Source organism: Hymenobacter sp. UV11 (assembly GCF_004684095.1).
Taxonomy (GTDB): Bacteria; Bacteroidota; Bacteroidia; order Cytophagales; family Hymenobacteraceae; genus Hymenobacter.
On record NZ_SRII01000017.1, the window covers coordinates 64,741 to 80,316 of the forward strand.

General features: G+C 56.2%; 21 protein-coding genes and 1 pseudogene. 14 read left to right on the forward strand and 8 right to left on the reverse strand.

Going from position 1 to position 15,576, the window contains the following annotated elements:
- Positions 1–125 precede the first annotated feature (125 nt).
- The 4 genes from E4631_RS23000 to E4631_RS23015 all read right to left on the reverse strand — a co-directional run bounded on the left by E4631_RS23000 (position 126) and on the right by E4631_RS23015 (position 3,499).
- Entirely contained in the window at positions 126–725 is a 600-nt protein-coding gene (locus tag E4631_RS23000; protein WP_133656282.1) for a hypothetical protein, read from the reverse strand.
- 32 nt (positions 726–757) lie between these two features.
- Complete coding sequence (locus E4631_RS23005) at positions 758–1,558, reverse strand: relaxase/mobilization nuclease domain-containing protein (RefSeq protein ID WP_133656283.1); 801 nt, start codon at positions 1,556–1,558, stop codon at positions 758–760.
- Positions 1,555–1,914, reverse strand: a complete 360-nt coding sequence (locus tag E4631_RS23010) for a plasmid mobilization relaxosome protein MobC (RefSeq protein WP_133656284.1) — start codon at positions 1,912–1,914, stop codon at positions 1,555–1,557. The genes E4631_RS23005 and E4631_RS23010 overlap by 4 nt, the downstream gene beginning before the upstream one ends.
- A gap of 1,054 nt (positions 1,915–2,968) precedes the next feature.
- Positions 2,969–3,499 (reverse strand): hypothetical protein, encoded by a 531-nt coding sequence (locus tag E4631_RS23015; protein WP_133656285.1) that lies wholly within the window; start codon positions 3,497–3,499, stop codon positions 2,969–2,971.
- A gap of 265 nt (positions 3,500–3,764) precedes the next feature.
- Here E4631_RS23015 and E4631_RS23020 point away from each other — a divergent pair, with 265 nt between their 5' ends.
- From E4631_RS23020 to E4631_RS23065, 10 genes are all read left to right on the forward strand, one after another.
- On the forward strand, positions 3,765–4,043 hold the full coding sequence (locus E4631_RS23020; protein WP_166647983.1) for a helix-turn-helix domain-containing protein: 279 nt from the start codon (positions 3,765–3,767) through the stop codon (positions 4,041–4,043).
- A 693-nt stretch (positions 4,044–4,736) separates the two neighbouring features.
- Complete coding sequence (locus E4631_RS23025) at positions 4,737–4,973, forward strand: hypothetical protein (protein ID WP_133656287.1); 237 nt, start codon at positions 4,737–4,739, stop codon at positions 4,971–4,973.
- The gene (locus E4631_RS23030; protein WP_133656288.1) at positions 4,974–5,246 is read left to right on the forward strand and encodes a hypothetical protein; all 273 of its coding nucleotides are present in this window, start codon (positions 4,974–4,976) and stop codon (positions 5,244–5,246) included.
- Between the two features lie 57 nt (positions 5,247–5,303).
- Positions 5,304–5,849, forward strand: a complete 546-nt coding sequence (locus E4631_RS23035) for a transposase (protein WP_166647984.1) — start codon at positions 5,304–5,306, stop codon at positions 5,847–5,849.
- A 443-nt stretch (positions 5,850–6,292) separates the two neighbouring features.
- Positions 6,293–7,459, forward strand: a complete 1,167-nt coding sequence (locus E4631_RS23040) for a replication initiation protein (RefSeq protein WP_133656290.1) — start codon at positions 6,293–6,295, stop codon at positions 7,457–7,459.
- A 359-nt stretch (positions 7,460–7,818) separates the two neighbouring features.
- Positions 7,819–8,223, forward strand: a complete 405-nt coding sequence (locus E4631_RS23045) for an IS3 family transposase (protein ID WP_133656305.1) — start codon at positions 7,819–7,821, stop codon at positions 8,221–8,223.
- Positions 8,224–8,625, forward strand: coding sequence for a DDE-type integrase/transposase/recombinase (locus E4631_RS27125; protein ID WP_133656291.1), 402 nt, complete (start codon positions 8,224–8,226; stop codon positions 8,623–8,625).
- Positions 8,626–9,115: 490 nt separating this feature from the next.
- Positions 9,116–9,334 carry a helix-turn-helix transcriptional regulator gene (locus tag E4631_RS23055; RefSeq protein WP_133656292.1) on the forward strand — a complete coding sequence of 73 codons (219 nt, stop codon included), beginning with the start codon at positions 9,116–9,118 and terminating at the stop codon, positions 9,332–9,334.
- Between the two features lie 2 nt (positions 9,335–9,336).
- On the forward strand, positions 9,337–9,669 hold the full coding sequence (locus E4631_RS23060) for a HipA N-terminal domain-containing protein (RefSeq protein ID WP_133656293.1): 333 nt from the start codon (positions 9,337–9,339) through the stop codon (positions 9,667–9,669).
- Positions 9,666–10,616 carry a HipA domain-containing protein gene (locus E4631_RS23065; protein WP_133656294.1) on the forward strand — a complete coding sequence of 317 codons (951 nt, stop codon included), beginning with the start codon at positions 9,666–9,668 and terminating at the stop codon, positions 10,614–10,616. The genes E4631_RS23060 and E4631_RS23065 overlap by 4 nt, the downstream gene beginning before the upstream one ends.
- Positions 10,617–10,710: 94 nt before the next feature.
- On the opposite strand, the gene E4631_RS23070 is transcribed toward E4631_RS23065, so the two are convergent.
- Positions 10,711–11,202, reverse strand: a complete 492-nt coding sequence (locus E4631_RS23070) for a hypothetical protein (protein ID WP_133656295.1) — start codon at positions 11,200–11,202, stop codon at positions 10,711–10,713.
- Between the two features lie 29 nt (positions 11,203–11,231).
- Positions 11,232–11,975, reverse strand: coding sequence for a ParA family protein (locus E4631_RS23075; protein WP_133656296.1), 744 nt, complete (start codon positions 11,973–11,975; stop codon positions 11,232–11,234).
- Positions 11,976–12,238: 263 nt separating this feature from the next.
- Here E4631_RS23075 and E4631_RS26850 point away from each other — a divergent pair, with 263 nt between their 5' ends.
- Positions 12,239–12,637, forward strand: coding sequence for a transposase (locus E4631_RS26850; RefSeq protein ID WP_262709815.1), 399 nt, complete (start codon positions 12,239–12,241; stop codon positions 12,635–12,637).
- 35 nt (positions 12,638–12,672) lie between these two features.
- Here E4631_RS26850 and E4631_RS26855 read toward each other — a convergent pair whose 3' ends face one another.
- Positions 12,673–12,798 (reverse strand): hypothetical protein, encoded by a 126-nt coding sequence (locus E4631_RS26855; protein ID WP_262709813.1) that lies wholly within the window; start codon positions 12,796–12,798, stop codon positions 12,673–12,675.
- 737 nt (positions 12,799–13,535) lie between these two features.
- Here E4631_RS26855 and E4631_RS23090 point away from each other — a divergent pair.
- The 3 genes from E4631_RS23090 (at position 13,536) to E4631_RS23100 (ending at position 14,695) form a co-directional block, all read left to right on the forward strand.
- Positions 13,536–13,823 (forward strand): transposase, encoded by a 288-nt coding sequence (locus tag E4631_RS23090; protein ID WP_133656299.1) that lies wholly within the window; start codon positions 13,536–13,538, stop codon positions 13,821–13,823.
- Positions 13,820–14,287 carry an IS3 family transposase gene (locus E4631_RS23095; RefSeq protein ID WP_133656300.1) on the forward strand — a complete coding sequence of 156 codons (468 nt, stop codon included), beginning with the start codon at positions 13,820–13,822 and terminating at the stop codon, positions 14,285–14,287. The genes E4631_RS23090 and E4631_RS23095 overlap by 4 nt, the downstream gene beginning before the upstream one ends.
- Positions 14,288–14,386: 99 nt before the next feature.
- Entirely contained in the window at positions 14,387–14,695 is a 309-nt protein-coding gene (locus E4631_RS23100) for an integrase core domain-containing protein (RefSeq protein ID WP_240735194.1), read from the forward strand.
- Between the two features lie 229 nt (positions 14,696–14,924).
- Here the strand turns inward: E4631_RS23100 and E4631_RS23105 are convergent.
- Positions 14,925–15,329, reverse strand: a pseudogene (locus E4631_RS23105) (IS630 family transposase); the annotation flags it as partial.
- Positions 15,330–15,576 lie beyond the last annotated feature (247 nt).

Below are 15,576 nucleotides of genomic sequence, written 5' to 3' on the forward strand. Positions count from 1 at the left end.
TTCCGTCGGCAGTAATCAAGTGCTTGGTGGCAGCGACTGCCCCACACGTTTTGATGCTCTTCAACCGGGCAGGAAAGCAGCACCTTGCCCCTCCCCCATTGCTACTCTACACAAATCCGCTGTATTTATTTAGAATGTTTGCCACTCTTGGCTGCCTTGGCCTGCGCCTCCAACACCCGGGCCTGCTGGCTGAATGCGGCGGCTTGCAACGCAATACTATCGGCTCGCTCTAGTTCTCCCACCCGCACCTGAAAGGCCGACGCATCGTGCTGATAAGTCTGCTGCAGCGAGGCGGCCTGTGAAGGATTCACCTGCCGCAAGCCCCGGTACAGCCAGTCCCCTCCCCGGTAGCGGTCGCGGGCCTGCTGCGCATCCAGTAGAAACCATCCCATTAACCCATTCAAACCAAAGCTCACCAGCAGGGCCAGCATCCCAACCAACACGCCTTTACTCACGCGGTAATCCGGATTATTTCTGCGCACTTCTTCCGCTACAGCCCGCCGTAGCTGCTGCTCCAGCGCCTGCGCATTCACAGCTGGCGCGGGGGCGGCTACGGGCGGCTTAACTGCCTTCGTTTGGGCATGCAGCTCTCCCACGGCGGTGGCCAGCTTTTCCAGCGAGGGACGGTAATCTACGGGTCCGGGCTGGGCTGCCAGGGTTTTCTTGATGCTGGTTATATCATCGGTCAAGCCTTGCAGTAGCTCGCCAATCAGCTCGTCATTCATGGGTAGTAGGTAATGGAAAAGAAAGGGAGTCGTTAGTAGCCCCAACCTGGCCCAGTTGAGCGGGGGCGGACAACCGCCTGCCGGGCGCGTTCTTGGGTGTGGTTGTGTTCGATAGTTCTGCTCAGCCCGCCAAATGAGAGCGTGCGCGCCAGCTGGCTGCCTTTGAATCGTTGCCCTTCCCGCTCGAAGCTGATGCCGGTAGCTGCCCCCGCCACGTTGTGGTAGAGCTGCGCCGTGATGCCCTCCTCCGCCAGCGCCTGGATGAACGCTGGCAAGCTCCGCGCCTGCTGCACGCAGGCCTGCACTTCCTCCCGCAGTCGGATGCGCGTCCGGTCGTGCGCGGGCACGTTGGTTAATTTCTGCCGCTTCTCCTGACTCCGAACCGGCGTCAGATTATACTTCACTTCCAGGGACCGTAGTAGTTCCTCACTGCGCGCATAGTTGTGGCTATCGCTGACCGAGCGGCCGTCATCGGCTACACGGTTGGCCACGATGTGGAAGTGGGGGTGCGGCCGATCATCGTGACGAATCACCGTATACTGCCCTTTATCCAGCCCCATCCCTTGCAGATAGTCGAGCGCAATCGCCGTCATTTTGTCATTCGTGAGCTGGGGGGCTTCTTCCGCCGGAAACGAGATGGACGTGTGCCACACAGCCAGCCCCAGCCTGGGGTTGAGCTGACGCTGCTGCTCAAAGTCCTGGGTCATCGCCGCCACGTCGTAGTCGCGCACACCCCGACTGACCAGCACTTCTCCTTGATTGTTGTTCAACTTCTTAAATTGATATATCACGCAGCCTTTGAAGCTGCTCCCAATACGTGTCTTGCCAATCATATCGCGAGTAGTTTAGCTAGTTCTTGGAGCAGGTTATCGGCTTTGATAGCTACGCTCCGTAGACCGTCAACCTGGGCCTTTTTCACGAGTTGGTTCAACGTGTTGCTCAGGCCCCGCAGCTCATTCAGCGCCGGCAGAGCCGCCGGGTCCAGCGTGGGCATTACCTGTCCCGTTAGTACCGCCTGCCGGCAGTAATCAGCCACTGTCAGCCGGGCTGCTTTTGCCCGCCGCTTCACGGCTAGGTACTCCAGTTTGGTAAAGCGCACCGTAGCCCGGTCCGGGCGGGCCTCGGGGTTCCGGGGCCGTCCACCCTGCCGTTTAGGCTGCGGCTTCTCTGAATTAGCGTCGATTTCCATGGGCTCAAAAGCAACTAATTCTTGGGGATGGTAGGAACCGAAGCCAACCGTTGAGGAAGTAAATTTACAGGTTTTTGCTGCCATTAACATGGCTGGCTATTCTATTACGTATGCTCCCATTGAACAGACGGCAAAGATCGGGGGTAGGTTACAGCTAAAGCTAGCTAAAATTACTCCGAGGTCCAATGTATGACTAGCTAACAGCTTGATCAACGCGGTATACCTTATCCGGCACTGAGGCTAAATAAGCAGGCCTCAGCGGCTATATGATTATCAGTAGGCTTGGCTAGTACCCATCCCTTCTTACCTGGTCAGTCCGGGTACTAGCAGCAGCAACTACGTTTGGCTAGCCGCACCCTTAGCTGCTCCTACTACTCTGAGACTGGCACTTATTCTCTTTTCAAAGTAAGAAGCCGCGCTATTATTCACTGCTAAGCGGTGCTTAAAATTCAAAGATTTGCTGCCTCTGCTCTCCCCTTCTGCTAGTACAGCTACCGCATAATCTCTTGGATTTAGTGCTAGCTCTTACCCAACATTTTCTGGTTCCAGACCCCAATTCTCAGTAACTAATTTCGCCTAACTGGACTCATCAAGGATAAGTAGTATTTCACCAAAATACAATTATTTGCTAGCAGTTAGCGTGTGGGTGAATTCTAACTATTGCTAGCCTTGGTTCATTTCAGCTCTTTGATTTGCATGTTGCTGAGCCTAACTACCTAATAGACCTGAATACGCTTAGTGGGGGTGTAGCATTCTTCTAGACTGCTTCTGGTCTAAAATTACCGAAGCCCCATCAGAAATTCTCGCTGTTCAAGCACTGCCAATTCGGCAGCAGGAGTCCGCCTTGGGCAGTATTATCACTTGAGGCCGGCAGGACGATGAAGTCCGGGATTTACTCCTCCGCTGAAGCCTGCTGTCCTTGCTGGATACAGTGGCGGTGCTGTTGTTCCCGCACCTGGGCAGGGTGGGTTGGAGCAGCTACCGCGTCAGGGAAGAGCAGGTCAAGCGCTTCCTGTAGAGCCTGTTTCTGCGAGTAGGTGTACTCCCCCTTCGCCTAGCGGGCGTGGACGTAATCCCGGAGTTGTTCCAGGTGACTGCGGCTCAACACAAAGGTCTGCCGCAAATCTCCCTCTGGCTGTGCTGGTGCAGCAGACTGAGTGGGAGCCGGCACAGTATGTTTCTTAGTGTTACCAGCATTACGTTTATTACTAAGAACACTATTGTTGACAGTATTACTGGTGTTAATTTTTGTATCAACAGCGTGAGTAATGATACTAATGTTATCAGTGTTACTAATTTCATCTGGTTTGGTAGTATTATCTATGTTATTAATACTACTCATGTCATCAGTATTACCTGTGTTACCATCATTGCCACTGTTCTGCGAACTACTGCTATTAATGGAGTTAATAGTATTATCAAGGTTACTAATATTATCAGTGTTACTTTTGTTACTTGGTTCTTTAGCACTTATAGGGGCGACAGGGATTGGGTCGTCAGTAAGGTCAAAAAAATCGTGTTCCGATGTTCGCTTTTTAACTGCCGTTGGTTCTGGACGGGGGAGGTATTTAAAGGATTTGACCATGATAGGGGAGGAGAGCTAACGGGTGAGGATTTCGTCTACCAGCGCTTGGTAGTCAGCTGCGTCGGCACTCTGGGGAGCGTAGGTAAAAATGAGGTGGTCGAGTTAAGCCGGACACAATTGGAACGTGGTTTGAAAATTCGCTTCGAAGCGTCGGGGTACACGTAGCCCAGTGCGGAGTGGCGGCGTTTGGGGTTGTATATTGGTCACGAAGTGGTTTGCGAATAAGTTGTTGCCAGAGTCATCATCTTGCGTTATGAATGTGGAGTTGACCGATTCCGAACGCCAAGCCTTGCGGCAGTTGCAAAAGCAACGGCGCGACAAAGCGGACTATGTCAAAGTCACGGATATTCTGCTGTTGGACAAGCGCCGCCCGCTGGCTAATATCGCCGACGACTTAGGTTTGAACGAGTCCACGGTCTACCGCTATGCGCGAGCGTTTGTGGCGTTGGGCCTAGCCCGGTACTTGGACCACGAGCAGGTGGGCTACTTGGGCTTGCACTTGGGCCTTCGCGCAAGTGTGTCGTCTTCGTCCGTTAGGCGGTAGTCAACTTATAAAACACCACGCCAGACACGTACAGGAAATTAATGTATATACATCATTTAGCACCCTTTGTGTGCGAAGCCTAATATCATCTCTGTCTGGTTTTACTACTTACTGAAAGCTTAAAAAAGACAAGAGGAACCTCGCCCGCGTATTTTCTTCTTATTAATATTACTTATTTAACACTATTAGAATGGCACTAACTACCTGATAAACAAGATTTTGAAAAACTGAAAGCAAGACAGTTGTCCACGCTAGACAAGTAAACAAGAAAAGTATCCAGCCAGACAATTCGTATCCAGGAACCGCCTTCGATAAAACCAATAATTGATGGAAGGCACGCATCACAGCTAACGGCGTCACTCATAGCCTGGGTACTTATGCCACGCAGTTGGAAGCGTACGCAGCGGCGAAAGCCGCCAAGCAAGTGCCGGCTGATGCGTCCGACTTGTTCGAGCAGCCTGAAATGCCGGCTGTACTGGTCCACAAGGAAAAATACAAAAGTAGCTCAGCATAACTGGCTCGTGGAAACCCAGCTGCCATTGTCTTTGCTGGAGGCACGCATCTTTGTCTTGATGCTGCGCTGCCTATATAAGTATGACGAGGGCGTACTCTACCCTACTAAAAAGTAGTGGGGCATAAAAACGGGGCAGCCCGACCTTTAGGGTTCCTACGCCACCAAACCCGTTCTGCCCCGTGAAGCAACGCCTTAGTGCTAAAATTACGACGATTCTCCAACGGGCACCCGTGGTGCGTAATCTGGCTCGCCAAAAGTTTGTTGCGCAGTTTGTTATCGCCCTGCTCAAGAGCCGCAACGTGCAGTTCGGCGAGGTGGCCCAGCACCTGAATGATGCGGTCAAAGTGGCCTCGAACGAAACCCGCATTCAGGAATTCTTTCGCGAAACTGACCTCAACTACCTAGTGCTGGCGTAATTGTTAATCAGCTTGTTGCCGGCCCAGGGTAAGCTACGCCTGTGCCTGGACCGCACTGAATGGGAGTTCGGCCGCTGCCAGGTTACTATCCTGCTCGTAACCGTGGGCCGGGGGGCGTTTCAAGTGCCCCTTTACTGGGAGTTGCTCGACAATCGCAGTAGCAATTCCAACGCCTCAGACCGCATCGCCCTGCTACAGGTCTGCGTCCAACTGCTGGGCCGGGCGCGCATCGGCCTCGTGCTGGGTGACCGCGAATTCGTGGGCCATAAGTAGCTGAAATGGCTCAAAGACAACGGCTTGAACTTCGTCATGCGCTTGCCCCGGCACCACTTGCTAACCTTTGCTTGCGGTCGCCAGCAGGCCATCGCTGACCTGGGCTTATCGCGCGGGCAGACCCGGCGCTTTGCCCACTGCCAGGTGGATGGGGTCTGGGGCCAGGTCTGGGTCAAAGCGCTGGCCGGCAACGACTTTCTGTTTCTCTTTGGCAACGTCGGCTTGGCGTACATGGACCAACTCTACGCCAAGCGCTGGACGATTGAGCAGTGCTTCCAGAACCTAAAAGGCCGGGGCTTTAACTTGGAGGCCACCCACTTGCGTTGCCGCCACAAGCTGCGCAAACTCGTGGCCCTAGTCAGTCTGGCCTACGCCTGCTGCCTAAGCGTAGGCACGCTGGCTGACCAGAAGCTGCGGCCCATCGCCCGCAAAAACCACGGCTACCGCGCGACGAGCCTCAGCCGCCACGGCCTAAACGTGCTCCGGCAACTCACGCGCCCCAGCACCTGTCCAGACCACCCCCTCGCCCGACTGGTTGAACGATTACTGGATTGGCTTGCCAGACAACTACTTAACCTTCACTTAACTAAAATAGTAGGGTAGAGTATGATGCGAGAAAACATAATGCAAGCATCAGCTATGAATTACCAGTTGCGAGTATCTGCAAACGTATAACATGTACGTACATTGATTCCCCCCCTTAGTGTGCGCAGCAATCGCCAGGCCCCGAGATACAAGCCCATTACCTTTTTGAGATACAAAAAAAGAAAAAAGTAAGAGGAATGTCATTCCTTATTTTTTATTAATTCTTATTATATATTAGAGGGTCCGTAACTATTTGGAAAATAGAGATTTATGATAGTGAGATGGGAGCCCGTTACCTCTGAGATACGAGCCCGTTACCTCTGAGATACGAGCCCGTTACCTCTGAGATACGAGCCCGTTACCTCTGAGATACGAGCCCGTTACCTCTGAGATACAAATGGGATACAAATGAATTAGTATCTGACACCTATCTTGCTGACTGGATTACTACTAAACCAGTTATGCCAAAAAACCCGTTTGCAGGTGCCACTTTCGATAAGAGCCGCCAAAAGTGGAAAGCTCAAGCCCGTTTTGCCGGGGTTTTAAAGAGCTTAGGTTACTATAACACGCAGGTCGAGGCGCATGAAGCTGTGGTACAAGCTCGGCAGCAGCCAGCTGAGCTTGCAATCACTCGGCGCTCGATCGTCGAAGCATCGGGCGGTAATTCGCCCACAGTGGCCCAAAGTAATGTGCTTATTGAGCAGCCTTGGGCCTTGACGTTAGTTGAGGCAAGGATCTTTGTTTTGTTTTTACAACAGCTACCCCGTGATGAAACAGAAAGCAGGCGACTAGTAGTACCCTTAAAAGAGTTAGTAGGAGCTACCCCTATTGGTGGACGGGGATACCAGTACCTGCATTCAGCTTTGGAAGGGTTAGCGGCTGTACAGGTTACGTTGCCAGTGCCTAACCGTCAGCATGACTGGCATAGGGCACCACTAGTACACTCGATGAAATTAGATAGTGGCCAAGGAACTATCTCAGGGTATTTTTCACCTGATGTGCTACCCTATCTCACCAATTTAGCAGAGAACTTTACTCTGGGCCAAGTGGCTGATTTGCTCAGTATAAAAAGCCCTACTACTCACCGTTTCTATTGGTTACTGAAATCGTGGGAATTCCGTAGCCCGGTTACGGTACCTGTGGCTCGACTGAAAGAGTTGACTACCGGTCAGGCCTACCCCCAGTACTCCGATTACCGGCGCAATGCGCTGATACCCGCTGTGGCGGAATTGAACGAGCTGAGTTTTGAAATAAGTTATAAGGAACACAAGCTTGGCCGCTCTGTCGATAAGGTAGAGTTTTCTATCAAGAGTAAGGCTCGTCCAATACCTAAGCAGCTTATCCTGCCCTTGGATAAGGAAAAGGGCACTGTAGTTACTGTAGTGTCGGAGTTGACACCTTTGCAGCAGAAGGTGCAAACGCGGCTGCAGAAACTCAAGCTGACGCAGGCTCAAGTCAAGAAAGTACTCGACGTGGTAGTAGGGGAGGAGCAGCTCACGAAGGTGCTGAAAGAAACTTATCCCGTCCTCCGTGACTTCGAAACGAAGGCGAAGCCCGGAGAGAATGTAGCCGCAGCGACGATGGCGCTCTTGAAGAGTACATTTCCGGCTATTTGGGCTAGTAACTGAGGTGATCGGGTAAAAGTGGACACGGGGAAAGTACCTTTCCTTTGTCATGGAAGCAGCAAAACCAGCCCGTAAACGGCAACGAACCAAGTAGGAGGCGGCCTTTCGGACCGAGGCGGTGCGCCGCGTCACGCAGGGCGGGCAAGCAGCGACGCGGGTAGCACAAGCGTTAGGCCGTGTTGGGTAAGTGGATGCGGGCGGCCCGCAGCCAAGCCAGCCGCCCAGCAGGAAGTGAAGTGCTGGAGCAGGAAAACAAGCAGTTACGGGCCCAACTGGCGCGTGCGGAGATGGAGTAGAATATGTTAACAAAAACGCTGACCAATTACCTGCTGTAAGCGTAGGCTCTCGCAACCGACGGGCCGATGAAACGCTTTCCCTTCATTGCCTTACACGCCCAGCGCTGGCCCGTGCGCCAGCAGTGCCAGGTGCTGGGCGTCAGTCCCAGCGGGTACTATGCTTGGCGCAAGCGGGCGCCTGCCCCGGCGGCCGAGCCCGCGCCGGTCGCCTGGCAAGCGGCGGCTCAACGTGTGTTTACCACCCATGCCGGCCGCTACGGTCAGCGCCGACTACGGGCCCAACTGCGGCGCGAAGGCCATGCGGTGGGCCGGCAGCGGCTGCGTGGCTGGCTCAGCCGCAGTGGCTTACGGGCCATCTGCACGCGGGTTGGCACCCGGCCGCCGCGCACCACCCAGGCCGCCCCGCAGGCCATTGCCGCGGCTAATAAATTAGCCACCTGGCCCGCGGCCACGGCCCTCAACCAGATTTGAGTGGGCGACATTACCTACCTGGCCCTGGTCACGGGGCAGGGGGCGTACCTGGCCTGCTGGGGCGATGCCGTTGAGCGCCGCGTTGTTGGCTGGCACGTGAGCGAGTCCCTACACACGGACTTGATGCTGACCGCTTTTAAGCGGGCGGTGGCCGTCTGCCAACCGCCACCGGGCCTGCTCGTGCATGCCGACCGCGGCAGCCACTACTCCAGCGCCGCCTTTACCCAGCTGCTGGACCGCACCCGGGCCATTGCCAGTCTGAGCCGGCCGGGCCAACGACAACGCCCTGGCCAAGAGTGGTTGGAGAACGCTCAAAACCGAGCTGCTGCCCCATTGAGCCTGCTTTGCCGACCTGGAAGCAGCCCGCTTAGAACTGACCGAATACCTGGACCACTAGTATAATACCCAGCGCCTGCACTCGGCCCTGGGTTGCTACACCCCGCTCGAAATTGAACTTCACTAGCGCTTTAACTGACCTTAGCTTTGTATCCAGTAGTACCCGACCACCTCCATTTTGAGTATGTCTAGCACAAGGGACTATCAAGAAGCAGAAGCAGGGAGCACTACCGGGAAATTTTAGTTAGAGACGATCCTGCTTTTTAGTCCTTGCAATAAGCTGTGGCTATTGTCCGTCTGCCGGTCCGACCGATGGCTAGCGCATCTGTATTGTTTTGCAGCGCTGACTTGCCTGCTGCCAGGTAAAATTCTAACATACCTGGCGAACGCTGACAGCATCTGCAGCACCTACTAACAAGGAGAGCAGCATCAGCGTGAGATATGTCCGTGATTGTATACCCGATCAGGGGTATTTTTCAACTAGTGATCGTATATTTGCACCCTTACGGGTACGAAAATAGTTATCTTCAACTCATTGCCCCCGTTCGGGTATCCTATGCTTACCTCCTTGGCTATATTTGTCAAACAACGGCGCAAGCTCTTGCACCTCTCGCAGCCGGATTTAGCTGCCAAGGCGGGCGTAGGGCTGCGCTTCGTCCGGGAACTGGAACAGGGCAAGCCCACCCTGCAGCTCGACAAAGTGAACGCAGTGCTCCGGCTCTTCGGCCACGAGCTAGCCCCCGCCCCTCTTGACCGTTCCCTGCTGATTGCTTAACCATGCGCAGCGCCGAAGTACATCTGCATGGGAAGCTGGCCGGCCATCTGATTCAGAATGAGGAAGGCTACACTTTCACCTACACGCCGCAGCATTGGCAAGCAACGCTCGCTCAGCCGGTTAGCCTGACCTTGCCCGTGCGCGAGCAGCCCTACGTGGAGCGGGTGCTCTTTCCCTTCTTTGATGGTCTCATTCCCGAGGGCTGGCTGCTGGAGGTGGCCGAGCGGAATTGGAAGCTCAATCCCCGTGACCGCATGGGCCTGCTGCTGGCTTGTTGCCAGGACTGCATCGGGGCCGTTAGTATCTATCCCCTCGCTTCCACCGAAGACGCATGAGCCGCTGCCTGTACTGCTACCAGCTGCTGCCGGCTGCGGCCCCGGATTACCACACCGCCTGCAGCCGCAAGCTTTTTGGTAAACCCACGCCCCCGGTTTTTCCCTACTCGGAAGCGCAGCTGCTTGCCCTGGCCGAACAGATTGTTCGCAGCCATATCACCGTCACGGGCGTGCAGCCCAAGCTCTCGCTCACCATGGCCGCCACTGGCGAAGCCGCGCAGCCTACCCGCTTCACCATCGTGGGCGCGCTGGGAGCTTATATCCTCAAGCCCCCTACCCCGCACTACCCCAGTCTGCCGGAAGTCGAAGACCTGACTATGCACCTGGCGGCGCTGGCGGGCCTGGCCACCGTGCCCCACGGCCTGTTGCGCCTGGAAGGGGGGGCGTTGGCCTACGTTACCCGACGCATCGACCGGCACCAGGGGCAGAAACTGGCTATGGAAGACATGTGCCAGCTTACGGAGCGGCTGACGGAGCACAAGTACGACGGCTCGCACGAGCAGGTAGCTAAGGCCATCTTGCGGTACTCCGCTAATCCGGGTCTGGATGTTGTGAATTACTACGAGTTGGTGCTCTTTAGCTTCCTGACCGGTAATGCCGACATGCACCTCAAGAACTTCTCGCTGCTGCACGTACCGGGCCTGGGCTACGGTCTGGCCCCGGCCTACGACTTGGTCGCCACGGCGCTGGTTAATCCGGCCGATACGGAAGAGCTGGCGCTGACGCTCAACGGCCGCAAGAAAAATCTCAAGCCCGCTGACTTTCAGCAGGCAGCGCAGCGCGCCGGCGTCACCGAGAAAGTACTCACGGGGCTCTTTACCAAGTTCACGCAGGCCAGGCCGGCCTGGCACCGCTTCATCGACAGCAGCTTCCTCTCGCCGGAGTTGCGGCAAGGGTACCACGCGTTGCTGGACCGCCGGTTTGCGCAGCTGGGGTTGGCATCATAGCCGACGACCGACTTTAAGGCTTGCTGCGCCAGCCCTGCATCTCGGCCTCGACTGGCGCAGCAAGCCTCCGTTTTTTGTGCTTATCCTCGTTCCCCTATACTGCTCGCCCGCGCCGAATGCGGTCCCGACGCCGCTGCTCCAGTTCCCGGGTCTGACTGGGGCGAGGGGGCGCCTGGGGCACGCTGGCAAAGAGCATACTCAACGCTTCCTGCAGTGCCTGCTTCTGCGAGTACTCATAGTTACCCTGGGCTCGCCGGGCGTGCACATAATCGCGCAGCTGCTCTAACTGCGTACTGCTTACCACGAACGTCTGCCGCAGGTCCCGCTCCTCAACTATCGGTAACTCAACCGTTGGCGAGATGGTGTTATTAATATTATTACTGTTACCAGTATTCACTGGCTTTTTAGTTTTCTTGACAGTATCAGTTTTACTAGTGTTATCGGTGTTATCAGGTTCACTTACTACCTGCTTGCCCGCTGGCACGGCAACGGGCTCATCCGTCAGGTCAAAAAAGTCACGCTCCGAGATGGATTTAGCTGGCTCAGCAGCGGCCGGCGCGGGGATGGTCTTGAAGGTCTTAGCCATGGGAAGTGCTTGGAACGGAAAAGGAGAAATTAGCGGGCCAGAATCTCCTCTACCAAGGCCTGATAGTCGGTAGCTCCCGCACTCTTGGGCGCGTAGGTGAAAATATCCTGCGCCAGGTGAGGAGCTTCCCCCAGGGCAATGCTCTCCCGGATGGTAGCATTCAGAACCAGGCCTGGGTACTTGGCGCGCAGTTGGTCGGCGGTATCCCGGCGCAGCACCTTACGCTGATCGTAGCGCGTAAAGAAGATACCTCCTACCTGCAGCCCCGGATTCATGCGCTTCTGCACCTTGCCGACTAGCTCGATTACTTTTTCTACGCCGTCCGTGGCGTAGAGCTGCGCTTCGAGCGGGATATAGAGCGCATCGGCACAGGTGTAGGCATTGAGGGTGATTAGACCCAGCGCTGGAGGACAATCCAGCAGGATATAGGCGCACTTCTCCCGGAACGGCTCCAGCAGCTCTTTCAGTAGGTATTCGCGGTCCAACTCATCGCCTTTCACTTTTTCGAAACCGGAGATGGCAGTCGAGCCAGCTAGCAGGCCCAGGTTCTCACCGACTTTGTACGCGTGCGGCTTATAGTCCGCTAGCAAGGCTCCGTACACGTTCTTGTCTGCCTTACCGGTCATCAGGCCCTTCGTCAGATTAGTCTGGGGGTCGAGATCAACGAGCATGACCTTATGGCCTGCCCGCGCCAGCCCGGCGCCGATGTTCGCTGTGGAGGTCGTTTTACCTACTCCCCCCTTTTGATTGGTAAATGCCAGAATTTTACTCATGGCGCAAATATACACAGCGGGTGTGCCAGTTGTATTACTAGTGTTGTCTTTATTCCACGTGTTAGGCCTGTTACGTATATTAACAATATTATTTGTGTTACCAATATTACTTGCTTGGTTCTCGTTTCAGAAAGTCTGGACGTGGACGAAAGGCACCTTAAGCAGTTTGGCCCAGCCCTAACCTGACTTACTGCCGCCGCTACGCCCACGCCGAAGGCGGGCAGCATGCCCAGTAGGCTACGCCCTTGCACGGTGGACCGAATGTGACGCTGGTGGCAGCCCTGCCCCCCACCGGGCTGCCAGCAGCTATGACTGGGAACGGGGCCGTCACCGGTGACGTGTTTGCCGCCTACCTGGAACAGGTGCTTGGCCCCACGCGCGTGCCTGGCGACGAGGTCATGCGCGGTAAGCTGCCAGCCCACAAAGTGGCTGGCCTGGCGGAATTGGTCGAGGCCCACGGGGCGCGCCTGCTGTACCTACCGCCCTACTTCCCCAACTTCCATCCCCTCGAACTCGCCTTCAGCAAGCTCAAAACCTGGCTGCGCACGGTGCAAGCCAACACCCGCGAAGCTTTAGAGGACGTCATCCGAACTGCCACTGAATGGGTGACCGGAGGGGACGCTAAAAATTGGTTTGACCAGTGTGGTTACCACGTACCCTAAGCTGAGAACTGCGCTAAGTACCGCGTTACTTGAAGTTATTCAATAACCGGAGCGGCAATTTCAATGCCGCCCAGCGCAGTGCCGTCCTCCAAGTCTGCGTGGTCGTGCTGGGTCGTAAGCGGATTGGTCTGGTACTGGACGACCGCGAATTTGGGAGTCATACCTGGGTCAAGGGGCTTAAAGACAGCGGGCTAAACTTCGTTATACGCTCGCACCAGCATCAGCTGCTACCCGATGCCCACGACCAGTGTCAGGCCGTTGCCGACCTGGGCCTAGCCGTGGGGCAGGTGTGCCACTTGGCCCAGCGGTAAGCCGATGGGGTCTGGGGACAGATCTGGGTCAAAGCCCCGACCGAGGGCGACTTTTTCTTCCTCTTTGGCACCGTCGGCTTACCCGACCTGGGGCAGCTCTACGCCCGGCGCTGGACCAGCGAGCAGTGTTTTTAAGAACCTGACCTGAAAGGACGCAGCTTTCAGCTGGGAAACAGTTACTTGCGCTGTTGCCACAAGTTGCACAATCTACCGGCCCTGGTTACGCTCGCCTACGCTTTTTGTTTGAGCATGGGCCAGGCCGCTGACCAGCGCACGTCCATCGCTCGCAAAAAGCACGGCTATCGAGCCACTAGTATATCCCGTCATGGCTTGAATATCTTGCGATGTATTACCCGCCCAGCCACCGATAAAGGCCATCAACTGGTCCGACTGGCTTGGCCATGAGGTCTTGCTTCACGGGGTAGAACGGGTTTGGCTGTGTGGGAACTCCAAAGGTCGGGCAGCCCTGTTTTTATGCCCCGGATTTTAGTAGGGTAGGAGAGACCCTATTCTGTTCACATTTTCCTGACCATCTTTGAGATGGTCGGGTGAATCAGTAGAGAATTGGGTGTTAATTTCCCCATTCTATGGAAAAAGCCTCTTCCTCTAAACAGCCGCGCTATGATGCGGCCTTCCGGGCCGAAGCCCTGCGGCTGGCCAGCGAAAGCCGCTCCACGCTGGCCGCTGCCCGGGCTCTAAATATCAACGCCAAGCTGCTCTACCAGTGGCAGAAGGCAGCCCAACAGCCCTTGCCGGATGACCCGCAGGAGGCGGCTGAGGTGCGCGCCTTGCGGGCGCAAGTGCGCCGGCAGGCCCAGGAGTTGGAGATTTTAAAAAAAGCCATCGCCATCTTTTCGCATTCCCCAACCCCGTGAGCCAGTTGCAGTTCATTGACCAGCAACGCGTTCATTATCCGGTGCAGCTGCTCTGCCAGGTCCTGCGCGTCGTGCCCAGCCGTTACTACGCCTTGTGCCAGCGCGCCGTGACCAAGGCGGAACCTGCTTGGGAAACAGCGATGATTGACGTGTTTGACGACCATCAGCGGCGCTACGGCACGCGCCGGCTCCAGGTCGAACTGCGCGAGTTGGGCCACCGAGTGGGCCGGCAGGCCCTGCGCACCGCCCTGCGCCGCCACGGGCGCAAAGCGTTACAGCCCAAGGCCTTTACGCCGCGCACGACCGATTCGACCCATGGCAAACACTGCACTCCGAACTTATTGCTCGACCAGCCGCACCCGACCCAGGCTAATCGGGTGTGGGTCAGTGACATCACCTACCTGCCCCTGGCCAACGGGAACTGGGTCTACTGCTGCGCCTTTCAGGACGTGTGCTCCAAGTAGGTCGTGGGCTGACAGGTGCGGGCCGACATGCCCGAGTCCTTGGTAATCAAGTCCTTACAGCGGGCCCTGCTTGCCCAAAGATCTACCCCGGGCCTGCTTGTGCACTCCGACCGCGGCGGCCAATACGTGGGCAATGTCTACAAGGCCCTGCTACGTGACGCGCAGGCCCACCTCTCGCACAGCCGCCGTGGCGAGTGCTACGACAACGCCCAAGCCGAGAGCCTCTGGTCGCGGCTGAAAACCGAACTACTCGAACTCCGCGACTGGCCCATTTTCAGGGACCTAGCTGATGCACAAGCCAGCGTGGCTGAATATTTTGACTACTACAATCATAAGCGTCGCCACTCTAGCATCGGTTATTTAAAGCCATATCTCTTTCACCAACAGCAACTTGCCAATATCACCTAATTCTCTCCTGCTCAACTAGACCACCTCATTTGACCCCAACACAGGCGAAATTTTGGGCCATACCATGTTCATCCGGGAGATTGAGGTGGATGAGGAAAAAAATCACAAAGCTCTATTTAAGCCAATTTGAGAGCTTTGGGAGCTTTCTAAAGCGGTTCCCAAGTTACTGTACATGGTACCCGCAATGGTCAAACCAATTTTTGGCATCCTGTTGACTCACCCAGTCTATGGCAGCTTTGATGGCGGTTTCCAACGCCTCGCGGGTGCGGGCCTGGGCCGTGCGCAGCCAGGTTTTAAGTTTGCTGAAGGCCAGTTCAATGGGATTAAAATCGGGCGAATAGGGCGGTAAATACAGCAAGCGGGCGCCGCGGGCGGCGACGATTTCGGCCAGGCCAGCCACTTTGTGGGCGGGCAGGTTGTCGAGGACCACCACATCGCCCGCGACCAGGGTAGGACCCAGCACCTGGTCGAGGTAGGCGGCAAACACGTCCCCGTTGACGGCCCCGCTCACCGTCATGGCCGCTTGCAGGCCCTGCGGCGTGAGCGCCGCGACCAACGTCACGTTCGGCCCGCCGTGCAAGGGCACCCCCTGGTGGGCGCGCTGCCCGCCTGTCGCCCGGGCGTAGCGTCGGCAGTACGTAAGGTTGGTGCTGGGCCCAAATGCTTAAATCGCATTTCATCCACGAACTTCAAACAAGCAACGTCTTGCGTTTGCAGGGCTTCCACGAACGCTGCGCGCAAGTTTTTCACGCGCTCGGTGTCGCGTTCGGCGGCGTGGACACTCTTTTTTTTCGCCGCCAGTCCAGCCTCTGCACGGCCCGCCCCACCGCCGACCGGCTCACGGCCGGCGCCCCGGCTGCGAGCAGTTCTCCGCGCAATTC

Coding starts and splice junctions, on each gene's coding strand:
- E4631_RS23090 (WP_133656299.1), top strand. CDS start 13,536: ATGGAAAAAGCCTCTTCCTCTAAACAGCCGCGCTATGATGCGGCCTTC.
- E4631_RS23000 (WP_133656282.1), bottom strand. CDS start 725: ATGAATGACGAGCTGATTGGCGAGCTACTGCAAGGCTTGACCGATGAT.
- E4631_RS23075 (WP_133656296.1), bottom strand. CDS start 11,975: ATGAGTAAAATTCTGGCATTTACCAATCAAAAGGGGGGAGTAGGTAAA.
- E4631_RS23060 (WP_133656293.1), top strand. CDS start 9,337: ATGCGCAGCGCCGAAGTACATCTGCATGGGAAGCTGGCCGGCCATCTG.
- E4631_RS23015 (WP_133656285.1), bottom strand. CDS start 3,499: ATGGTCAAATCCTTTAAATACCTCCCCCGTCCAGAACCAACGGCAGTT.
- E4631_RS23055 (WP_133656292.1), top strand. CDS start 9,116: ATGCTTACCTCCTTGGCTATATTTGTCAAACAACGGCGCAAGCTCTTG.
- E4631_RS23070 (WP_133656295.1), bottom strand. CDS start 11,202: ATGGCTAAGACCTTCAAGACCATCCCCGCGCCGGCCGCTGCTGAGCCA.
- E4631_RS26855 (WP_262709813.1), bottom strand. CDS start 12,798: ATGACTCCCAAATTCGCGGTCGTCCAGTACCAGACCAATCCGCTTACG.
- E4631_RS23065 (WP_133656294.1), top strand. CDS start 9,666: ATGAGCCGCTGCCTGTACTGCTACCAGCTGCTGCCGGCTGCGGCCCCG.
- E4631_RS23040 (WP_133656290.1), top strand. CDS start 6,293: ATGCCAAAAAACCCGTTTGCAGGTGCCACTTTCGATAAGAGCCGCCAA.
- E4631_RS23010 (WP_133656284.1), bottom strand. CDS start 1,914: ATGGAAATCGACGCTAATTCAGAGAAGCCGCAGCCTAAACGGCAGGGT.
- E4631_RS23005 (WP_133656283.1), bottom strand. CDS start 1,558: ATGATTGGCAAGACACGTATTGGGAGCAGCTTCAAAGGCTGCGTGATA.
- E4631_RS23045 (WP_133656305.1), top strand. CDS start 7,819: ATGAAACGCTTTCCCTTCATTGCCTTACACGCCCAGCGCTGGCCCGTG.